This is a genomic window from Pacificispira spongiicola (genome assembly GCF_012926505.1).
Classification (GTDB): Bacteria; Pseudomonadota; Alphaproteobacteria; order UBA8366; family Aestuariispiraceae; genus Pacificispira; species Pacificispira spongiicola.
Genome location: NZ_JABBNT010000001.1, coordinates 434,640 through 458,800, shown reverse-complemented (window position 1 = coordinate 458,800; position 24,161 = coordinate 434,640). Strand labels below are relative to the sequence as shown.

Annotated in this window: 24 protein-coding genes; 9 read left to right on the top strand and 15 right to left on the bottom strand. The window is 62.0% G+C overall.

The window, feature by feature from the left end; all coding sequences use genetic code 11:
* Positions 1-8 precede the first annotated feature (8 nt).
* The 12 genes from HH303_RS02180 to HH303_RS02130 form a co-directional block, all read right to left on the bottom strand.
* Positions 9-1,616 carry an ABC transporter ATP-binding protein gene (locus HH303_RS02180; protein ID WP_319637282.1) on the bottom strand — a complete coding sequence of 536 codons (1,608 nt, stop codon included), beginning with the start codon at positions 1,614-1,616 and terminating at the stop codon, positions 9-11.
* Between the two features lie 33 nt (positions 1,617-1,649).
* Positions 1,650-2,651 carry a BMP family lipoprotein gene (locus HH303_RS02175; protein WP_169623559.1) on the bottom strand — a complete coding sequence of 334 codons (1,002 nt, stop codon included), beginning with the start codon at positions 2,649-2,651 and terminating at the stop codon, positions 1,650-1,652.
* A 38-nt stretch (positions 2,652-2,689) separates the two neighbouring features.
* Complete coding sequence (locus tag HH303_RS02170; protein ID WP_169623558.1) at positions 2,690-3,538, bottom strand: isopenicillin N synthase family dioxygenase; 849 nt, start codon at positions 3,536-3,538, stop codon at positions 2,690-2,692.
* Complete coding sequence (locus tag HH303_RS02165; protein ID WP_169623557.1) at positions 3,535-4,485, bottom strand: nucleoside hydrolase; 951 nt, start codon at positions 4,483-4,485, stop codon at positions 3,535-3,537. The genes HH303_RS02170 and HH303_RS02165 overlap by 4 nt, the downstream gene beginning before the upstream one ends.
* A 5-nt stretch (positions 4,486-4,490) precedes the next feature.
* Positions 4,491-5,369 (bottom strand): ribokinase, encoded by an 879-nt coding sequence (locus HH303_RS02160; RefSeq protein WP_169623556.1) that lies wholly within the window; start codon positions 5,367-5,369, stop codon positions 4,491-4,493.
* A 58-nt stretch (positions 5,370-5,427) separates the two neighbouring features.
* Complete coding sequence (locus tag HH303_RS02155) at positions 5,428-6,456, bottom strand: ACP S-malonyltransferase (protein WP_169623555.1); 1,029 nt, start codon at positions 6,454-6,456, stop codon at positions 5,428-5,430.
* Positions 6,453-8,663 carry a dehydrogenase E1 component subunit alpha/beta gene (locus HH303_RS02150; protein ID WP_169623554.1) on the bottom strand — a complete coding sequence of 737 codons (2,211 nt, stop codon included), beginning with the start codon at positions 8,661-8,663 and terminating at the stop codon, positions 6,453-6,455. The genes HH303_RS02155 and HH303_RS02150 overlap by 4 nt, the downstream gene beginning before the upstream one ends.
* A 181-nt stretch (positions 8,664-8,844) precedes the next feature.
* Positions 8,845-9,429 (bottom strand): hypothetical protein, encoded by a 585-nt coding sequence (locus HH303_RS02145; protein ID WP_169623553.1) that lies wholly within the window; start codon positions 9,427-9,429, stop codon positions 8,845-8,847.
* Positions 9,430-9,719: 290 nt separating this feature from the next.
* Positions 9,720-9,833 carry a DUF6471 domain-containing protein gene (locus tag HH303_RS20345; protein ID WP_406610860.1) on the bottom strand — a complete coding sequence of 38 codons (114 nt, stop codon included), beginning with the start codon at positions 9,831-9,833 and terminating at the stop codon, positions 9,720-9,722.
* A gap of 95 nt (positions 9,834-9,928) precedes the next feature.
* Positions 9,929-10,339 carry a DUF1801 domain-containing protein gene (locus tag HH303_RS02140; RefSeq protein ID WP_227421470.1) on the bottom strand — a complete coding sequence of 137 codons (411 nt, stop codon included), beginning with the start codon at positions 10,337-10,339 and terminating at the stop codon, positions 9,929-9,931.
* On the bottom strand, positions 10,336-10,809 hold the full coding sequence (locus tag HH303_RS02135) for a cupin domain-containing protein (protein ID WP_169623551.1): 474 nt from the start codon (positions 10,807-10,809) through the stop codon (positions 10,336-10,338). Before HH303_RS02135 ends, HH303_RS02140 begins: the two co-directional genes overlap by 4 nt.
* Positions 10,810-10,815: 6 nt before the next feature.
* Positions 10,816-11,157 (bottom strand): accessory factor UbiK family protein, encoded by a 342-nt coding sequence (locus tag HH303_RS02130; RefSeq protein WP_169623550.1) that lies wholly within the window; start codon positions 11,155-11,157, stop codon positions 10,816-10,818.
* Between the two features lie 166 nt (positions 11,158-11,323).
* Here HH303_RS02130 and rfaD point away from each other — a divergent pair, with 166 nt between their 5' ends.
* From rfaD to HH303_RS02100, 6 genes are read left to right on the top strand one after another with little or no spacing between them, the layout of a single operon-like run.
* Positions 11,324-12,307: an ADP-glyceromanno-heptose 6-epimerase gene (gene rfaD, locus HH303_RS02125; RefSeq protein WP_169623549.1), complete on the top strand. Its 984-nt coding sequence runs from the start codon at positions 11,324-11,326 to the stop codon at positions 12,305-12,307.
* A gap of 22 nt (positions 12,308-12,329) precedes the next feature.
* Positions 12,330-13,178 carry a prolipoprotein diacylglyceryl transferase gene (gene lgt, locus HH303_RS02120; RefSeq protein ID WP_169623548.1) on the top strand — a complete coding sequence of 283 codons (849 nt, stop codon included), beginning with the start codon at positions 12,330-12,332 and terminating at the stop codon, positions 13,176-13,178.
* The gene (locus tag HH303_RS02115; RefSeq protein WP_169623547.1) at positions 13,175-14,287 is read left to right on the top strand and encodes a class I SAM-dependent methyltransferase; all 1,113 of its coding nucleotides are present in this window, start codon (positions 13,175-13,177) and stop codon (positions 14,285-14,287) included. The genes lgt and HH303_RS02115 overlap by 4 nt, the downstream gene beginning before the upstream one ends.
* Entirely contained in the window at positions 14,284-15,087 is an 804-nt protein-coding gene (gene pgeF / locus HH303_RS02110) for a peptidoglycan editing factor PgeF (protein WP_169623546.1), read from the top strand. Before HH303_RS02115 ends, pgeF begins: the two co-directional genes overlap by 4 nt.
* 5 nt (positions 15,088-15,092) lie before the next feature.
* A complete protein-coding gene (locus HH303_RS02105; protein WP_169623545.1) occupies positions 15,093-16,244 on the top strand; it encodes a M24 family metallopeptidase in 1,152 nt (383 codons plus the stop codon).
* 6 nt (positions 16,245-16,250) lie between these two features.
* Positions 16,251-17,129, top strand: coding sequence for a hypothetical protein (locus HH303_RS02100; RefSeq protein WP_169623544.1), 879 nt, complete (start codon positions 16,251-16,253; stop codon positions 17,127-17,129).
* 4 nt (positions 17,130-17,133) lie between these two features.
* On the opposite strand, the gene HH303_RS02095 is transcribed toward HH303_RS02100, so the two are convergent.
* Complete coding sequence (locus tag HH303_RS02095; RefSeq protein ID WP_169623543.1) at positions 17,134-17,937, bottom strand: FkbM family methyltransferase; 804 nt, start codon at positions 17,935-17,937, stop codon at positions 17,134-17,136.
* A gap of 147 nt (positions 17,938-18,084) precedes the next feature.
* Between HH303_RS02095 and HH303_RS02090 the strand changes: the two genes are divergently transcribed.
* Together HH303_RS02090 and HH303_RS02085 are read left to right on the top strand one after the other, a co-directional pair.
* Positions 18,085-18,534, top strand: a complete 450-nt coding sequence (locus HH303_RS02090) for a VOC family protein (protein WP_169623542.1) — start codon at positions 18,085-18,087, stop codon at positions 18,532-18,534.
* 87 nt (positions 18,535-18,621) lie between these two features.
* A complete protein-coding gene (locus tag HH303_RS02085; RefSeq protein WP_169623541.1) occupies positions 18,622-19,128 on the top strand; it encodes a hypothetical protein in 507 nt (168 codons plus the stop codon).
* An 18-nt stretch (positions 19,129-19,146) separates the two neighbouring features.
* Here HH303_RS02085 and HH303_RS02080 read toward each other — a convergent pair whose 3' ends face one another.
* Positions 19,147-21,597 carry a GcvT family protein gene (locus tag HH303_RS02080; protein WP_169623540.1) on the bottom strand — a complete coding sequence of 817 codons (2,451 nt, stop codon included), beginning with the start codon at positions 21,595-21,597 and terminating at the stop codon, positions 19,147-19,149.
* Positions 21,598-21,805: 208 nt separating this feature from the next.
* Here HH303_RS02080 and HH303_RS02075 point away from each other — a divergent pair, with 208 nt between their 5' ends.
* Positions 21,806-23,155, top strand: a complete 1,350-nt coding sequence (locus HH303_RS02075; RefSeq protein WP_227421469.1) for a M24 family metallopeptidase — start codon at positions 21,806-21,808, stop codon at positions 23,153-23,155.
* On the opposite strand, the gene HH303_RS02070 is transcribed toward HH303_RS02075, so the two are convergent.
* On the bottom strand, positions 23,094-24,134 hold the full coding sequence (locus HH303_RS02070) for a peptidoglycan-binding protein (protein ID WP_169623539.1): 1,041 nt from the start codon (positions 24,132-24,134) through the stop codon (positions 23,094-23,096). The two genes, HH303_RS02075 and HH303_RS02070, sit on opposite strands and share 62 nt — an antisense overlap.
* Between the last annotated feature and the right edge of the window lie 27 nt (positions 24,135-24,161).

Here is a 24,161-nt window from a genome sequence, read left to right as displayed (position 1 = left end):
CTTCGTAATCATGCTGCGCCGGTTTCTTGGACGGTGATGTCCCGCGCGTTGTTCGGGTCGATACCCGCCATCATCAGGCCGATGCGGTTCGGGTCCGCCTCGCCATGGGCGGTTTCGCCGACGATGCGTCCGGCGTTCATCACCAGGATGCGGTCGGACAGGGCCATGATCTCGTCCAGTTCGACGGAGACCAGCAGGATCGCGCAGCCCCGGTCGCGGGCGGCCAGCAATTCCTTGTGGATGAATTCGATCGCGCCGATATCGACGCCGCGCGTCGGCTGACCGACCAGCAGGACTTGCGGCGACGCGGCGATTTCGCGGGCGACGACGATTTTCTGTTGGTTGCCGCCGGAAAAGCCGCCGCTGCGCCATTGCGGGTCTGGCGGGCGCACGTCATAGCGTTGCATGAGATCGGCGCAGCGCGCCTCGATCTTCTGCAGGTCCAGGAACAGGCCCGACCCGGCCACGTCGGTCAGGTGATAGCCCAGGATCGAACTTTCCGCCGCGCTGAACGGCAGGACGAGGCCGCGGTGATGGCGGTCTTCCGGGATATGCGCGACACCGACCTGACGCAGGGCCGTCGGGTCGCGGCGGTTGCGGCTGTCGATCACTTCCCCGGCGACCCGGATTGTGCCTTCCTGTACCGGTTCGATCCCGGACAGGACATCGAGAAGCTGGGATTGGCCGTTTCCGGACACCCCGGCGATGCCCAAGATTTCCCCCGCCCGCAGGGTGAAGGAAATATCGGACAGGACGGTACTGCCGCGACTGTCGTGATGGGTCAGCGCGTCGATTTCCAGGATCGGCGCGCCGGGTTCCTTTTCATGGTATTTCGCGGTGAACAGGACGTCGCGCCCGACCATCAGGCGCGCCAAATCCTCGCGGTTCGTGTCCTTCGTCTTGCGGTGGGCGACCATCTGACCGTGGCGCATGACGTTGACGTCGTCGGTGATGGCCATGATTTCGCGCAGTTTATGCGTGATCAGCAGGATCGTGACGCCGTCTTGTTTCAGCATCCGCAGAATTTCGAACAGGCGGTCCGCTTCCTGCGGGGTGAGGACGCCCGTCGGTTCGTCCAGGATCAGAATACGCGCGCCGCGTAGCAGCGCCTTCAGGATTTCGACGCGTTGCTGCAAACCGACCGGCAGGTCCTGGACCAGGGCGTCAGGGTCGATCTCCAAGCCGTAATCTTCGCTCAACTGCGCCAGACGTTTGCGGGTCTTGGATATGCCGTCGGTCAGGGTGAAACCGCCTTCGCGGCCCAGCATGACATTGTCCAGGACACTCATCGTCGGTACCAGCATGAAATGCTGATGTACCATGCCGATGCCGCAGCGGATGGCGTCGGCGGTGGATGTCAGCGCGACGGGGGTGCCGTCGATCAGGATGTCGCCGCTATCGGCGGAATAAAAACCGTACAGGATGCTGACCAGCGTGGACTTGCCCGCGCCGTTCTCGCCGATAATGCCGGTAATCGTGCCCGCGTCGATGGTCAGGTCGATATCGCGGTTCGCGTGAACCCGTCCGAACCTTTTGTTGATGCGGCGCAATTCAACGGCAGGCGGCGGGGAAACATCCCCGCCGCGCATACCGTGATGGGTGTCCTGTCCGGTCACGAATTCAATCCAACCGTCGTCCCAACTGCCGTCTTAAAACGGGCAGTTGGAATCGTCTTCGTAGTTATGGACAGTGACCTTGCCGGATACGATGTCCTCACGGGCCTGGTCCACCGCATCGGCGATGGCCCCGTCGACCAGGTCCTTGTTGTTGTCGTCCACGGCCCAGTCGACGCCGCCTTCGGCGAGGCCCAGCGACTGTACGCCCGGCGTGAACTTGCCCTTATAGGCATCCATGAAGGTCTGATAGGCGGCGATGTCGACGCGTTTGACCATGGAGGTCAGAACCTTGCCCGGCGCCAGATAGTTCTGGTTGGAATCGACACCGATGGCCAGTTTGCCCGCATCGGCGGCGGCGCGAATGACGCCCATGCCGGTGCCGCCCGCCGCGTGATAGACGACGTCCGCGCCACGGTCGATCTGACCCTGGGTCAGTTCGCCGCCCTTCACCGGATCGTTCCAGGCCGACGGGGTCGTACCGGTCATGTTTTCCAGAACGGTGATGTCGGGCTTCGTGGCCTTCGCGCCCTGGACATAGCCGCAGGCGAATTTGCGGATCAGCGGGATATCCATGCCGCCGACGAAGCCGACCGTGCCGGTTTCGGACGCCATGGCCGCCGCGACGCCGACCAGATAGCTGCCTTCATGTTCCTTGAAGGAATACTGGCGCAGGTTCGGCTGATCCAGCCAGAACACGTCGATGATGGAGAATTGCTTCTCCGGGTTTTCCTTGGCGACCGCATCGATCGCGTCGGCCTGGGCGAAACCGACGCCCAGCAGGATGGTCGCGCCACGGCTGACCATGCGCTCCATGGCCTGCTGACGCTGGGCTTCGTTGGTGACTTCGAATTCCATCACCTCGACGCCGGTTTCCTCGGTGAAACGCTTCACCCCTTCATAGACGCCTTCATTGAAGGATTTGTCGAACTTGCCGCCCAGGTCATAGACGACGGCGGGTTTGAAATCAGCGGCATTGGCAACACCGGCGATCGCCATGACGGCGGCGAGGCCGAGGCCACGGAAAACATTTTTCATTGCTTGGAACTCCCTGTTCGAAAGAGACTGCGGTTACCTTATCCCTTCAGGCCGATTTCGCGCAAACGCTCCTGAAGGTAATCATTCGCCGTGTAATCCGCATCCAACCGGACATCCGGGCGGGGATGCAGGAACATGGGCATGGAATATCGCGAAACATTCTGCCCTTCCTTCGGATTGACCACACGGTGGGTCGTCGACGGATAGTAACCGCCCGACGCTTTTTGCAGCATGTCGCCGATATTCATCGTGATCATGCCCGTATCGCAGGGAACTTCGTGCCAGTTGCCTTTAGCGTCGCGGGCTTCCAGACCAGGCGCGCTGCCGGAAACGAGCAGGGTGATCAGGTTGATATCCTCATGCGCCGCCGCGCGGACCGCGCCGCTATGTGCGTCTTCCGGGTCTTGCGGCGGATAGTGCAGAATGCGCAGCAGGTTCATCGAACTGCCGTCCAGCATCTGCGGCAAGGGTTCGGAAAACAGGGCGCGGATGTCTTCCGGAGAATTGTCCTCGATCCAGGACAGCATGGCGCGGCCCAACGCGACCAGCTTGTCATAGAAGTCCCGCGTCATCGCTTCCAAATCCGCCGGGACGGGACCGTGCGGATAGACGTGGAAGAATTCCTTCAAGTCCTTCTTGGAATAGCCCTTGGCGTTTTCCGATTTGAAGGGGAAATATCCGGTCTGCGTTTCCGGTGTCGTCAGATAGTCGAATTTGGCGTCCGACGCGAAAAACGCCTCCCAACCGGCATAAACATCGGCGATTTCACCGGCGGAAATCGGATGGTTCGTCAGAACCGCGAAACCCGTATCGCGCAGGGATTGGACAAGGCGCTGCGGTGCGTCCGATGCCTGACAGTCGATCGTCAGCAGATTGAAATCGGTCATTTCGCCGTGCGCTCCGCCACTCTTCCGTCCGCCGATTTGATCGTATCAATAAAAATCGATCGGACGCGATCAATATCGACACCCAGGGCCACATCGACCGGGCGGCGCGCCGGATCGTCGATGCGCACGGTCTGGCCGATCTTCTCCCCCTCGCAGATGACGGACAGCGGCACGGATTCGCATGTCAGGACATCGGGGTCGGTGACCGCGATCACCGCCGTCGGGTCATGCATGAAACAGCAATTCAGGTCGTGCTGTCGGCGGTGGAAGTCGAAGTAGAATTGCGTCGCGTCGTTCAGGAACCCACCGATCGTCGGGGACGATCCCGGCATGGACGCGAAATCGTCGGGCGTGCAACGGACCTGCATGGTGACGTCCAACCCGACCAGCGTGATCGGCCAGTCGGCGGCGAAGACTTCTTCCGCCGCGTGGGGGTCGTTAATGATGTTTGCCTCGGCGAAGGGGGACACGTTGCCCGGCGCGTCGACGGCCCCACCCATGATCACGACGCGTTTCAGGTTCTTCGTCACGGCGGGGTCGTGCCGTAGTGCCAGGGCAAGATTGGTCAGCGGCCCGACGGCACACAGGGTGATTTCACCGGGATGGGCGGCGGCCATTTCACAGATATAGGCGGCGGCACTGCGCGGATCGGGTTTGCCCGTCGGCGTGCGTGCGGGCAGGTCGCCGAATCCTTCCGCGCCATGCACGAAATCGGCGGGCGGGTTCAGCGGCAGGACCAGCGGTTTGTCCGCCCCCTGCGCGACGGCGCAGGGATACTGCGCCATTTCGGCCAGGACCAGCGCATTGCGGGTCGCCGTTGCGGTATGCACATTCCCGAAGATCGTGGTCAGGGCGACGACCTCCAACCCCGGATGGGCGAAGGCAAGGTGGATCGCCATGGCGTCGTCGATGCCGGGATCCGTGTCGATGATGATTTTTTCGGTCATGTTTCTCAGGCCCGGCTGAAGAGGAATTTATGGACGTCGTCGGCGGTCGGAATGGCATCCGCCGCCCCATGCCGCGACACCTGTAGCGCAGCGGCGGCGGAGGCTTGCAGCAAGGCATGCTGGCCCGGCGCGTCCTTGCTGATCGCGGCCAGGAAACTGCCCAGGAAGGTGTCGCCCGCCCCGGTCGTATCGACGGCGTCGACTTTGAAGGACGGGACGAATTCGACATGGCCATCGTCACGGTATTCCGCGCCTCGTGCGCCATAGGTGACCAACAGACGCGAAACCGGGATCGCGTCCATGTCGCCGCCATAGCCTTCCGCCAGGGTCGCGGCTTCCAGATGGTTCACGCAAATCATGTCCACCATATCCAACAGCGGGACGACCTTGTCGGCAATGAACGGCGCGGCGCTATAGGCGATGCGCACGCCCTTCGCCTTGCCGGCGGCGGCGATGGCTTCCGTCAGATTGGTTTCATTCTGGAACAGCAGCCAGTCGTCGGCACCCATCGCGCCGACGGCCGTGTCGATCTGATCCTGGGTTAGGGCGGCATTCGCGCCGGACAGGACCAGGATTTTGTTTTCCGCGCTGGGGTCGACCTCAATCACCGCATGGCCGGTGGCTTCGTTTTCCAGCACCGCAATGCCGTCCGTGTCGATGCCTTCGTCCGACAGCCGCTGTTTGGTCCATAACCCGTCGGTGCCGATGGCCCCGATATGTCGCACGTCGGCCCCCGCACGGGCCATCGCGATGGACTGGTTTGCACCTTTACCGCCCAGGCCGACCGAATACCCGTCGACCAGCAGCGTTTCACCCGCAGCCGGAAAATGCGAAACGCGATAGACCTTGTCGATATTGATCGACCCGAAATTGACGATAGCCATGTGATCCGATCTGGCTGTCTTGGGAAAGCGCGGGAGTATGCCCGCGCGGGCGGCGAATTCAAGCCTGAATCGCCAATCCGCGCTGACCGTCCATGCCCAGAGACACTAGATACGGGGCCGCCTTCTGCAACGCGGTGAAGTCGTCTTTGCAGGTCTGCCCGCGCCAGGAATTGGCAATCATGGTCTGCGCCACGGCCCCGCCCAGCGTCTGCCCCGGCCCGAGGACGATCACCAAATCCGGCGCGAATTCACGCAGGCCGCTGCGCACCGCCGCGGTGAAATCGTAGGGTTCGACGACTTGGTGGCCCAGCGTATAGTCGCGCAGGGCCGCACTGTCCGTTGCTTTCGGGAACCAGACATGGCCGCGCCCGTCGATCAACGGCAGGTCGGGGGAGTGGAACAGCGCCAGCGGCAGGGCCGCCTGACCGCGTTCCGCCACCGGCTGCTGCAACGGCGTGTGGAAGGCAGCGTGATTGGCCAGCCGCATCGGGAAGCGTTCCTGCACCACCGGCAGCCGCTTTTCCGCTGCCGCCAGGGCGTTGTCGGTGCCGGCCAGGACCAGCATGCCGCCCAGGTCGATGGACAGATACAGCCCGTCGATTTCCTCCGTCAGGGACAGGATGTCCGCCTTCTTCCCCGGAATGTCGCGCCAGTTCTCATCGACGAAAGGATAGATCAACTGCCCGCCGATCAGGGCTTCCTGCATCAGCGTGCCCATTGTGTTCACGACGGTGAAGCCGCCCATCGCGTCCAGCGCCCCGGCGCAGGCCAGCGCGATGTACCAGCCCATCGAATTACCGGTCACGGCGACCGGCTCGATGCGGTTTCGGTCGATGGTCAGAAAATCGGAATAGGCGCAGGCATAGATCAGGGGGGAGGCATTGTCGCCCCGCGTATGATCCGCCACCGAATAGCGCGCCGCGCCGTCCAGGGCGGAAACCGGCGTCTGCCCCAGGGCGGACCGCGCCGCGTCCAGATCGGCAATGAATTTTGCCTGGGCCCCGTGATAACGGGCCAGATAGCCCAATTCGTCCTTGTTATAGGTGCCGCGTCCGGGACAGACGATCAGTGCGCGTTGCTTGCTCATCGAGCCCCTCCCGTCACCAGATTGATCGCGGCCTTTGCAATCCCGTCTTTGCTGGGCAGGGTCGCGCCGAAGGCCGGACCGGTGGCGATGAAGCTGTCTTTCGCCGCGACCCGCGCCACAGTGGAACGGCCCGCTTCGGTGAACAGGGCCATCAACCCCTCGCTCTGCGACCCGGTGATGCGGCATTCGTCGACGATCAGGACATTCTTGCATCCCTTCGTCGCCGCCAGAATCGCTTCTTCCGGCACTGGTGCCAGCCAGCGCAGGTCGATGATCCGCGTCTTGATACCTTTCGCTGTCAGATCGCGTTCCGCCTGCCGCGACAGGAAATAGCCGTTGCCATAGGTCACGATGGCGAGGTCTTGCCCATCGCCGTGCTGGCCGATCTGGCCCAGGGCGATGCCGCCGTCGCCCGGCTTCGGGTAGATATGCGTCCAGCCGCCGTCCTTCGCTTCATGCAGGTCGCGGGTCATGTAGAGGGCGATCGGTTCGACAAAGGCGATGACGCGCTGTTCTTCGCGCGCCAGCCGCACGCATTCGCGCAGCATATGCACCGCATCCGCGCCGTTGGACGGGCAGGCCACGATCAACCCCGGAATATCGCGCAGGACGGCCAGTGAATTGTCGTTGTGGAAATGCCCGCCGAAGCCGCGCTGATAGCCCAGACCGGCGATGCGCACGATCATCGGATTGGTGTATTGCCCGTCGGAAAAGAAGCTGAGCGTCGCCGCTTCGCCGCGCAACTGGTCTTCCGCGTTGTGCAGATAGGCCAGGAACTGGATTTCCGGGATGGGCAGCAACCCGTTATGGGCCATGCCGATGCCGAGACCCAGGATCGACTGTTCGTCCAGCAGCGTGTTGATCATGCGGGCCGGGCCGAACCGGTCGTGCAGGCGCTGCGTCACGCCATAGACGCCGCCCTTCGGGCCGATATCTTCCCCCGCCATGACGATTTCCGGATGGGTCAGCATCAGGTCCGTCAGCGCCATGTTGATCAGCTTCGCCATGTGTTGCGGCTGTTCCTGGGCGCGCAGATCGGCCTCCCCGAAACAGGCGTTGCGGGCGTCCGCCGACGGGCCGTTGGTCGGGCGGCAATCGCGCTTCGGCGGGATCAGGCTGGCCATCACCTGATCGGCCGTCTTCAGGCGCGGGCGTTTGATCGCCTCTTCCGCCGCCGCCTCGACCCGATCGGACGTGTCGGTATAGAGGCCCAGTGCCTCCTCCGCCGTCAGGATACCCTCGCGGATCAGCGTCCCCGCTGTGTACAGCAGGGGATCGCGCGCCTCGTCGGTTTCGATCTCCTCCTTGCTGATATAGGCGGTTTGGACGTCGGCCCCGGCGTGACCGTACAGCCGCACGCAACCCATATGCAGGAAGGCGGGCTTGCGGCGCGTGCGGGACCAGTCGGCGGCCTGTTTCGCGACGGCGTAGGTCTCCGCGATGTCCAGCCCGTCGCAGCGGAAATATCGCAGGCCCGGACGATGTTCGACGCTGGCCGCGACCCAGCCGCCGGGGGTCTTGGTCGATATGCCGATCCCGTTGTCTTCACAGACGAAGACCAGCGGCAGCGGTACGCCCTGATAGGAGGTCCAGCCCGCCGTGTTGATCGCGCCTTGCGCCGTCGAATGGTTCAGCGAGGCGTCGCCGAAGCTGCACACGATCACCGCATCGTCGGGCAGGGTGGCATGTTCCGGTTTCACCCGTTTCGCCGTGCCGATGGAATAGGCCGCGCCGACCGCCTTGGGCAGGTGGGATGCGATGGTCGATGTCTGCGGCGGGATGGACAGCGCCTTGGACCCCAGAACCTTGTGCCGCCCGCCGGAAATCGGGTCTTCCGTCGATGTGGTGAAGCTTAGCAACATGTCCCATAGCGGCGTTTGACCCGGTACCTGCCGGGACCGCTGAATCTGGAAGGCCGCGTCGCGATAATGCAGGAAGGCCATATCCGTCGGCCGGAACGCGGCGGCCACGGCGGCATTCCCTTCATGCCCCGACGATCCGATCGTGTAATAGCCTTCGCCCCGCGCCTGCAGCTTGCGGGAGATACGGTCCAGGTTCCGCGACAGGATCTGCGACTGATAGATTTCGACCAGCGCTTCCGGCGTCAGCCCGGCGTCTGCCAGCGACACGGTACCGGACCGCACGGGCAGATCGCCCGCCGCCACCCGGCGCAGAAAATTGTCATGAACGATATCGGCGCGATCCATCGCAAACTCCCCAGACTTGAATGACCAGAGACATGCAACGGTTCATCGGGAAGGGCAAGATAGAGTGGGTCGCTTTTCCTCACTCTATGCCCCCTCACGACGGAAGAGGGAGCGTGGTTACAGCATTTGGTGGCAGACACATCTACAAGGGAAAGCCGTGATTAAGGCGGCTGTTCTTGCACTACGTGGAATCGTTGCCTTGTTCTAGCGGTGTGAAGTCGTCGCTGAAGATCGAGTACTTGTATCGGAAATTGGTGGTTTGGGTTTCGCCAAAAGCGTCCACATATCGCGCGGTCCCCCATACAACGAAAGTATGGGTGTTGTTCTCGATCTCCGCGAAACGATCGGCAAAATCGTTCCCGCCTGGCTGAATGAAACGAGCGGTTATGACTTGGCTTGGCCCGATAGTTCCAAGTGGTGGAGGATCGTCGATAAGAAATCGGTAGTCAGACACTTCGTGGGTCGGGATAATTGCACACTTTACTCTACTAGTCGTGTCATTGGCAGGCGTCTGTCCGACATTCTTCAATACCACGCCTACAAACAGCCACCCCTCCTGATGTTCATAAAAAGACACCTTCTCGGGACTTATGTAGGCTCTGAGTTGGGCCTTGGCGGTTCTCTCCGTCACGTCCACGGCATCTCGCGCCGCCTCCGTAGCGAGTTCAGCTTGCCTAACGGCGTCTCGCGTGGCCTCCAGGGTCTTTACCAGAAAATACACAGCCACCCCGCTTATTATCGTAGCAATTGCGCTTACAAGCGTCATGGCCCATTGCGCCGGGCTATCTCCCCAAAACTGAAAGTCTTCAACTACCCGCTTTGGCAGCTCCGCCTCGGTATATTCAGCGCTCTTGGGTTCGCCGTCATGTGAGGCGCTGCTAGGTTCAGTGCCCCTAACTGGCCCCGACGCCCCATCAACGTTGGGCGCTTCTTCTGGGGGGTGAAGCGCGGTCTTATCGTCTGGTTGTTGGGACGATTCTTGTTGGTCGCTTTGTCGCTCTTGCTCGCTGACGGAATCCTGCCCCAGCGCGGGGCCACTCAGTGCCAGCGTTATTCCTAATGCAAGTGCGTGCATCCAATGGCGATAAGACATTGGGTGAAGGATACAGCAGAGAACCCGCCAAGCGAGATTTTATTGTAGATGTTCCGTGCGGACTTGTTGAACCGTATCTCAGCTATTCGTTATGAGCACCGTTTCATTTGCTCCTGTGGTTGAAAGAAAGCTCATTCGATACGAATGGATTTCAAGCTTTTCTCTCTTATCCTCAGGGCAAGGGCCGATGGTATGTCAGCGCGTGCCGGATGAGCATCCGCAGTTTTTCAATATCTGCAGACGTATCGAAAAGAACCGCCCGATTGCCGTCGAAAGTGAACTCGCCGGGGAAGAGCGCGCGGAAATCCGACATGACGGTGGTCTGGCAGTGGGTGTAGAGCGCCGCTCCGCCGGTTTTCGGCATGCCCAGTCGGATCGTAGTGCCGGATTTGGTCTCTGGCGTCAGATAGGCAGGTTGCCCCCATTTCAGGGTTTCCTCGATCGCGCCGACGCCGGGCGTTTCCGCCGCGACCTCAAAGATCAATGCGCGTAAGGCGAGGAGGGTGCCGCGCGCCGGTTCCGGGAAGGCGTCGAAGGCGGCTTCGACGTCTGGCGACTGGAACGGGCGCGCAGGATCGGTCAATACGGCGTGCCGTCCTTGTGCTTGAAGACCCATTGGTCGTTTTCGCGCACGGCCATGATGTCGTCGTTCGGGTATTCGCCGGAATCGCCGGGCAGGCGGTCGCCGATTTCCAGATAGGTGACGTCCTCGTCCGTATCGTTGCGCAGGTGGTGGGCCGCACCTTGTGCCGGGAATCCCATGACCATGCCGGGATCCATTCGGTATTCCTGGTCGTCGACCGCGACGGTCGGGTGGCCGGACAGGATATAGATGAATTCGTCCTGAACGCCGTGGCGGTGGTGCAGGGCGGACATGGCGCCGGGCTTGAGTACCGTTAGATTCACACCGAAGTTCTTCAGCCCGAAAGCGTCGCCCAATTGCCGTTTGATGCGGCCTTCCACCTTCACGGCAAATTCCGGCGGGTAGTTGGACGGCTTCAGGCGCGGCGCGATATCCGTCGCGGTCAGCGGTTTCAACGGAGTGTCGGCCATGGGGATTTAGTCCTTCGTCGGGGCCGTCTTTGCCTTCGCGGTTTTGGCGGCAGCCTTTGCAGTACCAGTTTTTGAAGGGGCGGCTTTGGGCGCGCTTTCCAGCTTGGCAAGGCGGGCTTCCAGGGCCGCGACCTTCTTGGTCAGGGCTTCCTGTTCCTCGCGGGCGGCGCGGGCCACATCGGCCATGGCGTCGAATTCGTCGCGCGGCACAAGGTCCATATCGGACAGGATGCGTTCCAGCCGTTGACGGATCGCGGCTTCCGCTTCCTGCTTCACCCCGCCCAGCGCGCCCATGGCGCCGCCGGTCAGTTTGGCGATATCGTCGAAAAGTCTGCCAGTCGTCTGCATGGGTCTTGCCCTCTTAACAGCGTGTGCGATGCACCTTACATAGTCCCGAACAGGCGACCGGGCAACGGTTGCGGTGCCGCAATCCCGGGTCTAGAAAAGGGGGCGGCGGCGAAAGCGGGTTTACGGGTGACCGTGTGACGGGCGCGATAATCAGTGAGGGACTGGCATGATCTTGGTTACCGGCGGTGCAGGCTTTATCGGCTCCTACCTTGTGGGGGAACTGGCGGCCCGCGGATTGGGTCCCGTCGCCGTCTGCGACCGGTTCGGCACCGGGGACAAATGGAAGAACCTTGCCAAGCATCCCGTCGCCGCCGTCATCCAGCCGGAAAATCTGATGGACTGGCTGGCGGAAAACGGCGGGTCGGTGAACTGCATCTTCCATATGGGCGCGATTTCCGCGACGACGGAGGCCGATACCGACCTGATCCTGGAAACGAATTTCAATCTGTCCCTGGCGCTTTGGTACTGGTGCGCGGAAAACGACTCGCGCCTGATCTACGCGTCCTCCGCCGCGACCTACGGCAATGGCGATCAGGGGTTCGATGACGACAACGACCCGGCGGCGCTGGCGGCGTTGCGGCCGCTCAATCCCTATGGCTGGTCGAAGAAGCTGTTCGACGTGAACGCCGTTCGGTTGGCGGCGCAGGGGGCGGCGCCCCTGCAATGGGTGGGGCTGAAATTCTTCAACGTCTATGGCCCGAACGAATACCATAAGGGCGGTATGCGGTCGGTCGCGCATCAGGTGTTCGAAATGATCCGCGATACGGGCCGGGCGACGCTGTTCCGGTCCCATCACCCGGATTACGAAGACGGCGGCCAGATGCGCGATTTCGTCTGGGTCGGCGATGTCGTGGATATGATGCTGTGGCTCTATGACAACCCGCATGTCTCCGGCATCTTCAACAGCGGGTCGGGCAAGGCGCGCAGTTTCCTGGACCTCGCCAATGCGACCTTCGCCGCGATGGACCGGGAAGTCGCGATCGATTGGCGCGACACGCCCGAAGAAATCCGCCGCCATTACCAATATTTCACGGAAGCGAGCATGACGCGGATTGCGGCGGCGGGATACAAGGCGCCGGGCACGTCGCTGGAAGAGGGCGTGGCCGCTTATGTTCAAAACTTCCTCGCCACCGACGACCGGTATCGCTGACCCTTAGTTTTTCGGAGCCGACATGCAGCAGGCTTTCTGGACCCACGACCTCGATCCGGTTCTGGTTTCCATCGGACCGTTCGACCTGCGCTGGTATGCGCTGGCCTATATCGTCGGCCTGATCGCCGGGTGGCGTTGGGGCATGAAGCTGGCGGCACGCAGCCCGCTGTCGATCGAACCCGACCATATCGATCGGTTTCTGACCTGGGCCGTGCTGGGCGTGATCGTCGGCGGGCGACTGGGCAACGTCATCTTCTATCATCCGGGTCAATATCTGGCCGACCCGATCAGCATCCTGAAAGTCTGGGAGGGCGGCATGTCCTTCCATGGCGGGTTGCTGGGCGTCATGGTCGCCATGATCCTGTTCGCGCGGAACAACAAGATTCCGTTGTTTTCCCTGACGGATATCATCTGCGCCGTCGCGCCGTTCGGCATTTTCCTGGGGCGGATCGCGAATTTCATCAATGGCGAACATTGGGGGCGCGTCGCCGATGTGCCCTGGGCGATTGCCTTTCCCAAGGCGATGGACCTGCTGCCCCGTCATCCCAGTCAGCTCTACGAGGCGGGGCTGGAAGGCATTCTTCTGTTGATCGCTGTCACGGTTGCCGTCCGAAAGTTCAACGGTCTGGCCCGTCCGGGTCTGGTGTCCGGTGTTTTCCTCGTCGGCTATGCCATCGCCCGGTCGGTGGGTGAACTGTTCCGGCAGCCGGAAGTTCTGATGCAGACATTGCCTTTCGGTACGACCTGGGGGCAGTGGTTGTCCTTGCCGATGTTTCTGGGCGGCGTCTGGCTGATCGCGCAGGCCCTGCGGAAAGCGCCGGTGCCGATGCCCGCCCCGACCAAGACACCCAAGAAGAAACAGGCCGCATGACGCCGCTGGAAGCGCATCTACGCCGCCGTATCGCCGTCGAAGGGCCGATTCCCCTGGATACCTATATGGGAGAGGCCTTGGGCAACCCGGCCCATGGGTATTACATGACCCGCGACCCGTTCGGGCGGGCGGGGGATTTCACCACGGCGCCTGAAATCTCCCAGATGTTCGGGGAATTGATCGGCCTGTGGTTCGCCGAAATTTGGCGACAGATGGGCCAACCGAACCGTTTTCATCTGGTCGAATTCGGGCCGGGGCGGGGGACCTTGTCCGCCGATCTGCTGCGCGCGGCGAAGCGGCTGCCGGGCTTCCTGGATGCCTGTTCGCTGCATCTGGTGGAAACCAGCCCGGTCCTGAGAGAGGCACAGCGCAAGACCCTGTCGTCCAGCGGCGTGACGCCGGAATGGCATGGCGATATCGCGGAATTGCCCGACGACGCGCCCTTGCTGATCGTCGCCAATGAATTCTTCGACGCGCTGCCGATCCGTCAAATGCAACGGGTTGAAGGCGGATGGCGCGAACGTCTGGTCGGGATCGACCCGAATAGCGACGCCCTGGCCATAACCCTGGCAGGTGGGACGGGACCGTTGGAGGCGTTGATCCATCCGTCGAAGCGCGACAGCGCGAAGGTCGGCAAGGTGGTCGAACTGGCCCCCATCGCGTGGCGCATTGCGGGCGATCTGGGCGCGCGGCTGGCGGCCCAGGGCGGGGCGGCGCTGATCATAGATTATGGCTATGCCGGTCCCGCTACCGGCGATACGTTGCAGGCGGTAAAGGCGCATGAACCCTGCGGCATTTTTGAAACGCCGGGCGACGCGGACCTGACTGTCCATGTGGATTTCACGGCCCTGGCCCATGCCGCGACGCAGGCCGGATGTCGCGCCGCCCCCTTGCTGACCCAGGGGGAATTTCTGCATCGTCTCGGGATCGACATCCGCACCCAGACCCTGATCCAGGCGGCACCGGAACCGATGCGAGACGGTATCCTGGCGGCACGCAGCCGCTTGATCGGTGAGGAGGCGATGGGCACCCTGTTCAAGGTTCTGGGCCTCGCCGCGCCGGAGATGCCCGTGCTGCCCGGAATGGAAGAAACAGGAACCGAAGAATGACCGCCGATATGCTGGTGCTGACCGACCCGACCCTAATCGCCGAAACCGGCGTTCGGCACGGCTATTTCACGCGGATCGGCGGTGTCAGCGATGGAATATTCGCCGGGTTGAATATCGGCATCGGATCCGCCGACGAAAAAAGCCGCGTGCAGGAAAACCGGGCGAAGGCGATGGCCTGGCTGGGGCAGCCAGCGACCGCACTGACGACGCTGTATCAGATACACAGCGCGGATGTCGTGACCGTCGAGGCGCCCTTTGGCGATGGGAATCGTCCGGATGCGGACGGGGCGGTGACGAACCGTCCCGGTATCGCGTTGGGCATTGCGACGGCGGATTGCGCGCCGGTCCTGTTCGCCGACGGTAAGGCGGGGGTGATCGGCGCCTGTCATGCGGGCTGGCAAGGCGCGGTCGGCGGCGTGATCGGCAACACCGTCGATGCCATGGAACGCCTGGGCGCGGACCGCGATGCGATCACGGCCGTGTTGGGCCCCTGCATCCATCAGGTTTCTTATGAGGTTGGGCCGGAATTCCGCGACCGGTTCCTCGCCCAGAATTCCGCGAATGACCGTTTTTTTGTCGCATCGGATCGGGACGGGCATTTTCGTTTCGATCTTCCGGCCTATGTCCTGGCACGGATATCGGATACCGGCGTGGGGCGGATAGGTCATGTCGCGGAAGATACATATGCCGATCCCGCCCGCTTCTACTCTTATCGTCGGGCGACCCATCGCGACGAGCGCAACGCGGTGGGCAAGATCGATTACGGGCGGCTTCTATCCGCCATTGTTCTGGAGGGGTGACGATCATGGCGGTTCATTTTTCGACGGAAGAACTGGCGGCGCGGCGCGCAAAAGCATGCGCGACCATTCAGGATGCCGGGCTCGACGGGATGCTGATCTTCCTGCAGGAAAGCATGTATTGGCTGTCCGGCTATGACACGTTCGGATACTGCTTCTTCCAATGCTTCTATCTGGGGGCGGACGGGAAGTTCTTCCTGCTGACCCGCGCGCCGGATTTGCGGCAGGCGCAGCATACCAGCGTGATCGAGGATATCCGCATCTGGGTCGACCGGGACGGGGCCAATCCGGCGCTGGACCTGCGCGCGGCGCTGCAAGATGTCGGCGCGGCGGGCAAGAGTCTGGGCGTGGAATACGAGGCCGCCGGCCTGACCGCGTATCGCGGAAAACAGGTTGAGGCCGCGCTGGACGGATTCTGCACGCTGGTCGAGGCGAACGACCTGATCAACAGCCTGCGGATCGTCAAAAGCGAGGCGGAATTGGCCTATATCCGCAAGGCGGGCGAGTTGGCCGACGATGCCTATGACGCGGCGGTCGCCTGCACGGCGGCGGGCGTAGATGAAGGCCTGATCCTGTCGCGCATGCAAGGCGCGGTGTTCGAGGGGGGCGGAGATTATGCCGGGAACGAATTCATCATCGGGTCCGACCGGGACGCGTTGTTGTGCCGGTACAAGTCGGGCCGCCGCACCCTGTCCGCCAATGATCAACTGACCTTGGAATGGGCCGGGTCCTATCGGCGCTATCATGCCGCCATGATGAACACGTTCATCATCGGCAAGCCGACGCCGGAACACCTGACCATGTACGATGCCGCGAAGGAAGCCCTGCTGGCCTGCGAGGCGGCGATGAAGCCCGGCAATATCATGGACGACGTGTTTCAGGCCCATGCGACGGTCCTGGACGCGCATGGGCTGCGGTCCCATCGCCTGAATGCCTGCGGCTATTCGATGAGCGCGCATTACGCGCCGTGCTGGATGGATTGGCCGATGTTCTATGAAGGCAATCCGGTCGTCATGGCGCCGGGCATGGCTTTTTTCATTCACATCATCATCATGAATTCGGAAAAGGGGCTGGCCATGTGCCTGGGCCGCAGTTCGATCATTGAGGAAGGCGGATCGAAAACCGTGTCGCGCAGCCCCCTGGATATGGTGGTTTTGTAACCGGCCATGTCGCGCGTCCTTTCCGTCCTGGTGCTGTCTACCGCGCTGTTGGTTGCGGCCTGCGGTCCTATTCCGCAGCCCTATCGCGAAACTGCGGCGGAAAAGGCGGACAATCCGTTGCTGGCCATCCCGGATGGGGCGGGCATCACCGTCGCGCCGGTCACCGGGGCGGATCCGGCCTTGTCCGGTCCCCTGACGGAGGCGCTGGTCGCGGAATTCGAGAAGATCGGCATCCCGGCCTCCGCCGGGGCGGCGCTGACCAATGCGTTGCTGTTGGAAGGGGCGTCGCGTTGGCGGGACGGGCAGGCCGTGATCGACTGGCGTCTGACCGACCCGGACGGGGTTGAACGCGCCTTCGGCACGACGCAGGTTAATGCGACGCAGGCGGCCTATGACATGGGGTCTCCCTTCCTGATCCAGGATATTGCCCGCGATGGCGCCCTTTTGATCGCGGCGGCGCTGCGGCCCGAACTGGCCGTTCCCATCGAGGAATTCGGTGCCCCGAAACTGGCGGTGATCGGTGTCCGCGGCGCGCCGGGGGATGGCGACCGCGCGCTGGGCCGCGCCATGGGGGCGGTCTTGAAACGAGCCGGAATCGATATCCAGAAAGACCCGGATGCGGCCGATGTCCAACTGGCCGGAACCGTCAGTGTCGAACCGATCAACGAGGCCGCGGAAAAGGTCGATATCCATTGGGTCGTGATGGACCGGGACGGGAATATCGTCGGGTCCCTGACGCAATCCAACGCGGTGCCGAAGGGCGCCCTGGACGACCGCTGGGGACAGGCGGCCTATGATGCGGCCTTCGCCAATGTTGATGCGATTCAGGCCATCCTGGACCGCATGGCCGAAATGCGCAGCCTGGGTACCGACGCGACGCAGTAACGCGTCACTCTGTTTCTTTCTGTTCCGTCAGAAGATGCGGGGCGATGAATTTTCTCGCCCATTCCGCTTCTTTCGGGACGAAGAGATAATTAATTCCAAGCACAAAATACATGTAGTCATTATCGGAAAAGAAGTCGCACAACCGTTGTTGGTCGACCTTGATGCCTTCGCACAGCACGATAGGGCGGTGTTCTGTCACCGTGTCCGGGGCATCGCACAAGGCCTCGCATTCCATGCCTTCAATGTCGATCTTGATGAAATCGGGTGGATAGGGCTGCAAATCGGAAAGGGGGATCATCGGTACGGTCACGGTCGGCGACCCGGATAGGTCCTGACCGATGAATTCCGATCCTTCAGATTGCCGCAGTTCCAGCGACCCGAAGCTGCCGGTCTGGGAATAGTCCGGTTCTCGAAAGCTCAGCCGATCTCGCGCGGCACCGATCGCGGCATTGACCGGCACGACGTTGAACAGATTGTTGATGGCGATATTGCCGCACAACATATGAAAAATACGCGGCTGAGCCTCTACGGCGCAGACGGCGAGATCCCGGCCCAGTTCCCGCGCCCAAACAAGGGTATGGCACCCGATATTCGCGCCGATGTCATAGGCGACGACAGGCCGGTTCAACGCCACGCGCATGGCTTTCAGCAATTCGCTGGTGAATGCGACTTCGGCCTGATCGAAGGCGCCGGTCGTCAACAACTGATGGCCGACGCCGATAGGTCCGCCGTTTGACGGGACATGTCGGTCCAGCCGGTTCACGATCATCGTGCCATGCCATGTGTTCAGGATTACGTTCGGCTTCATTTTGTCCCGGCCGGATCGCGATGGTCGCCGCATATTGGCAATTCTACCGATGATGTGCAATGGCCCCATTTACGCGCGGAAACAGGCGCTTGCGGTCCCCGTGCGACCGATACAAAGTCGCGCGATAACTTGTCTGGAGCGCGCAACATGACATCGAAAAGCACCAAGGAACCGTGGATGAACGCCGACGAATTCGGGCGGTCGATCCCAAAAGGGTTGGGCATCAATCTGCTGGTGAAGGATGTCGAGGCGTCGGTCGGCTTCGCGATGCATGTTTTAGGCGCAAAGGCCGTTTATGCCGATGAGGATTTCGCCGTGATGGTCGAACCCGTGAGCGGCGCGCAGTGGCTTCTTCATGCCGATCATACCTATGACAAGCATCGGTTCTCCGGCCTTGTTCGGTCCGTTCAGGGGCGTGGGCCGGGGGTTGAAATCCGGCTATACGGCACCGATCCGGACGGCGCGGAAGCGCGTGCCCGGGAATGGGGATATCAGGTATTGGAAGGCACGATCGACAAGCCCCACGGGTTGCGCGAATGTTACCTGTTCGATCCGGACTGGTACTGTTGGGTGCCCAGCGTCCCAATCACCGAATAAGTCGATTTACGCCCTATCGGAATCGCGCGACACTTGTATTCGTGACAGAGATGGGTGGGTTGCTTCGGTTGATTGGGAGACTGGGTCGTGCCGAAAACAGAACGCCAAGTACCGAACCATCTGACCGCCAGCCATATCTATGGCGTCACGGAAGGATCGGACGCGCCGACCGTCTATTTCAAGGACGGGTTGGGCAAGATCACGCGCTTCACGCAACGGCACAAGAATCCCGACAATATCGGTTATCACCCGGCACGAGGGACGCATCTGTTCTTCGGCAATGTCCCGGAATCGATGTTGGTCACCACGAATTCACAAGGCCAAACCGTCGATAAATCATGGAGCAAGGTCGCCAGCGAATTGAAGGCGCAGGGTTGGAAAACCCCCGAAGGGACAGGGCGGGGGGTCCTGTTCGAAGTCGTCGATACCGGCGGCGGAAAGGTCAGCCTCCACCGGTCGCGCGGCACCTTCCGCGAGGTGAAGGACATGAACGAAAAGCGCAAATACTTCGCGCAGCTTCAGGGGCCCAACCACTATCGTGCGATGGACCCGATGACCCAGGAATTCTATTTCACCCAGACAGCGCCGCAGTGAGGTCAGGGCGGGGGTAGATTACCCCCGCATGCGTTCCGCTTTCGGGTCGAAGAGCGGTTCGGTCTGGATCGTGGCGGGCAGCATTTCGCCGAAGACTTCGATATTGAAGGCGCCGGTCGTCGTGTCCTCCGCCTGTTCCGCCGGGACGTATCCCATGGCGACGGAACAATCGGCGGCATGGGCGTAACTGCCCGACGTGACATAGCCGACGATCTTGCCGTCGCGATAGATCGGTTCGTTCCCCATGACGTCGCAATCCGTGGCCTGCACGGTCAGGGTGACCAGGCGTTTGGCCGGGCCGTCTTCCTTTTCCTTGCGGGCGGCGTCCTGGCCGATAAAGCCGTTCTTGGTCAGATCGACGAAGCGGCCCATCCCGGCGGCATAGGGACCATAGATTGGCCGGTATTCCGTCGCCCAGGACCCGAACTGCTTTTCCAGGCTCAACGACCGCATGGCCCGCGCGCCGAATAGCTTGATGCCGAATTCCTCGCCCGCCGCCAGCAATTCATCCCACAGGCGGGCGTGGAATTCCGGCTTCACCCAGATTTCGTAGCCCAGGTCGCCGGTGAAGGTGACGCGCCCGACGATGGCATGGGTCATGCCGACTTCCATTTCCTTGATTTGCAGGAATTTGAAGGCGTCGTTCGATACGTCGTCATAGGTCAGCTTGGCCAGCACGTCGCGGGCCTTCGGTCCTGCGAGGCTCAAGCCGACAAGGCCCTGACCGTGGGCGCGGATCGATACGCTGCCGGCCCCCTTTTTCGAGTCGGGCGGCAGGTGTTCTTCGAACCAACGCATGTGATAGGTCTCGCCCGTGCCGGACCCGAAGATAAAGAACCGGTCGTCCGACAGTTTCGCGAGGGTGAAGTCGCCGATGACCTTACCGTTTTCGTTCAACATCGGGGCCAGCGTCATGCGGCCGGTACGCGGCATCTTGCAAGCCATCATGTGGCTGAGCCAGGTTTCCGCGCCGGTTCCGGTGACTTCGTATTTCGCGAAGGAGGAAATGTCGCACAGGCCGACGGATGTCCGTACCGCCTTGCATTCCGCCTTGATGTGCTCGAAGGCGTTGGAGCGTTTGAAGGTGACTTTTTCGACCGGCTCCATCCCTTCCGGCGCATACCATAGGGCCTGTTCCAAGCCGTAGGTGACGCCGAAGACGGCATTGGCCGCCTTTTGCTTTTCATAAATCGGCGTGGTGCGCAGCGGCCGCGCGGCGGGCAGTTCTTCGTTGGGGAAGCGCACCTTGAACCGGCGGGAGTAGTTTTCGCGGACCTTGGCATTCGTATAGGCCATCGAGGTCCAGTCGCCGTAGCGCGCCACGTCCATGCCCCAGATATCGAAACCCGGATCGCCGTCGATCATCCAGTTGGCAAGCGCCAGGCCGACGCCCCCGCCCTGGCTGAACCCGGCCATGACGCCGCAGGCACACCAATAGTTCTTCAGGCCCCGGACCGGGCCGACCAGCGGGTTGCCGTCTGGGGCGAAGGTGAAGGGGCCGTTGATGATTTGCTTGATGCCGGTGGTCTGGAACGGTGGGAAATGGCGGAAGCCGACTTCCAGCGACGGCGCGATGCGGTCGAGATCCTCCGGCAGCAATTCGTGGCCGAAATCCCAGGGCGTTTCCTTCGGCGACCACGGCACGCAGGCCTTTTCATAGGTGCCCATCAACATGCCCTTGCGTTCCTGGCGCATGTAGATTTCGCCATCCGGATCGACGACATGCAGGACTTCCTTGCCGGTGGTACGGTTAATTTCCTCGACCTCCGGCATGTCCTCCGTGATCAGATACATGTGTTCCATCGCCAGGACCGGCAGTTCGATGCCGACCATGCGCCCGACTTCGCGCGCCCATAGGCCGCCTGCATTGACGACATGCTCGGCGCGCACGGTGCCTTGTTCGGTGACGACGTCCCAATGCCCTTCCGGTGTTTGGATCAGTTCCACGACCCGGTTGCGCAGCACGATTTCCGCCCCGCCGATCTTGGCGGATTTGGCATAGGCATGGGTCGTGCCGGACGGGTCCAGGTGTCCGTGCATCGGTGTCCACAGCGCGCCCAGGAATTCGTTGGGGTCCATGATCGGCAGGATCTTTTCTGCCTCCTTGGAGGTCATCAGCTCCGTGTCGATGCCCAGCAGCTTTTCCTGGGACTGCATGACCTTCAACAGTTCCAAGCGTTCCGGCGTCGCGGCCAGAAACACGCCTTCGGTAAGGTGGAAACCGGTGGATTGACCGGAAATCTCCTCGATCTCCTTGTACAGGTTGATCGTATAGGATTGTAGCTTCGCGACCTGCGGGTCGCCGTTCAGGGTGTGGAACCCGCCCGCCGCGTGCCAGGACGACCCGGAGGTCAGTTCGGACCGTTCGATCAGCATGACATCGCGCCAGCCCAGCTTGGTCAGGTGATACAGAACCGAACATCCGACGACGCCGCCGCCGATCACCACGACTTGAACTTGCGATTTCATACTCTGCCATCCCGTTGCATTGATCCGGCCGGTCAACAGCCCTTCCGTTGCGACACTCGCCTACCCTGCAATCCGTGGAGGATCGCCCCGCGACGTGAATTGTTCCGTTTTTGCCGCTTCTGTCGCAAGTGGGAAACTTCCCGATTGACGGGATTTTAAAACGGGTCTCAGAGTTTTGCGGGAGACATTTAGAACAAGGACCACGGGCATGGAACACGACCCCTTTATCCTGGGTGAAAAGCGTAAGATCGATCCGTATCGCAGACCGATCGGTACCGGGGATATGTTGGGGGACGGCACGCCCAACAATTACGATCGGGTCGAAATCGGCCCGACCGACCTGGCCTTCCGGGAATGGCAGGCGCTGGGCCTGACGCTGCCGGACATGCCGGCCTTGCGGGATTACCGGCTGTCGCGGCTGGTCACGGAAATGCAGGCGCGGGACTACGGGGCGCTGCTGCTGTTCGATCCGCTGAATATTCGATACGCGACGGATACGTCGAATATGCAGATATGGGTCATGCACAATTTCTGTCGCGCCGTCCTGGTAACGGCGGACGGGCATTTGACCCTGTGGGATTACAAGCCCGCGAAGCATCTGTCGGCCTATCTGCCCAATGTGCACGACCTGCGGACGGGGGCGGACTTCTTCTATATGGATGCGGCGCAGAGGGCGGAGGAACGCGCGCTGGTCTTCGCGCAGGAAGTCGACGCCATCGTGCGGGAACGCATCGGCGGGTCCAACCGGCGGCTGGCGGTGGACAAGATGGAACTGGCCACCCATTGGGGGCTGGAGAAATGCGGCTTCGAGATCAAGATCGGGCAGGAAGTGACCGAACATGCCCGCAAGATTAAGAACGCGAACGAGCTGAACGCCATGCGCTGCGCCATTGCGGGCTGCGAGGCGGCGATGGCGGAAATGCAGGCCGCCGTCCGCCCTGGCATGACGGAGGTCGAAGCCTGGGCGGAATTGCAAAAAGGCAATCATATCCGTGGCGGAGAATGGATCGAAACCCGTATCCTGTCATCCGGCCCGCGCACCAATCCGTGGTTCCAGGAATGCGGCCCCCGCGTGATGAAGGAAGGCGACATCCTGGCCTATGATACCGATATGGTCGGCGCCTACGGATATTGCGCGGACCTGTCCCGAACCTTCAAGATCGGCGACGGCAAGCCTACCGATGCGGAACGGGAGGCGTATCAGGTCGCCCATGACCAGATTCAGAACAATATGCAGTTGCTGAAGCCGGGCGTGTCCTTCCGCGAATTGACGGAAGGCGCGAAACCCCTGCCGGAAAAATTCCGGGAACGGCGCTATAGCGTCATGTATCACGGTGTCGGCCTGTGCGACGAATACCCGGCAGTGGTCTATCCCGAGGATTGGGAGTCCGTCGGCTATGACGGTGAACTGGTGCCGGGTATGGTCGTTTGCGTCGAAGCCTATGTCGGTTCTGTCGGCGGACCGTGCGGCGTGAAGCTGGAAGACCAGGTCGCGATCACGGAGACGGGTTACGAAAACTTGACCCGCTACCCGTTCGAAGACCGCCTGTTGGCATAAGCGCTAGGTCGGACGGCAGGGCGGTTTCAGCCTCCGTGTCGTCGTCTGACAGCCCCCAATCGGCGAGCGTGTAGCGGCTGCCATGCACCGTACCGGAACCGAGCGCGAGGCAGCGCTTCCGGTTCAGCACGTCCTGTCGGTATTTTTCGCGCGATCCCATGGCGACCTTTTCCGCGACGATTTCCCGGCGTCGGCGTTGATCCAGATGTGCTTCCGCATCGAATGCGGCGCGAATTTCCGCGATCTCGTTGATGCCGCCGTTCTGCACCGCGATGTCGAAGCACAGCGCATGGCCCAGCGGGCCGGTCAGGCCGAACCGTTCCGCATCCCGGACCGCGATGCGCCAAAATTTTTCGCGGGCGCGGGCGGATTGAACGGCCTGGGCCGGTTCCGTCGCCCCCAATCGGGCGAAGCCGCGCGCCCAGTCTTCGCGCAAACGGTATTTGCGGGCGCCCAGGCTGATGGAATCCGCCCAAGCGATCCGGCGCGCGCGATCCGATCCCAGAACACGCCGCAATTCGTCGGTCAGTCCGCCGAAGGCGCGGGACAGGCTGCCCGGTGCACGGGCCTCGATATCGCCCAGGACCGTCGCCAATTCGCCGGAGGCCAGGGTGAATCCGATGATCCCCCAGGTTACGCCCGCGCCATCGAAGTTGCCGACGGCCAGACCATAGCCGTGACCTTCGAAAGTGCCGGTGAGGGCGAGGCACAGATCGAAGGTTTCCGGTACGGGGTGTTCCGGGAACAGGCAGGACCAGCTTACTCCGTCCAGCACGCCGCTGGGCGGCAGCCCGGCATCCGCCTGAAAGGCCTTCAAGCCGCGTTCCGACCCGGCGCCGAAAATACCGTCGATCCCGTTCACGGTATAACCGCCGTCGGTCAGGCGGCGCTGCATCGATTCAACGAGGCGGCCCCGAACGGACTGGCAGCCAGGGGCGGCGCGGCGCGCGAATACCGGTGTTTCCTGTGCATGGGTCATTGTTGCCTCCTTCGGTGTGGAGGCGAG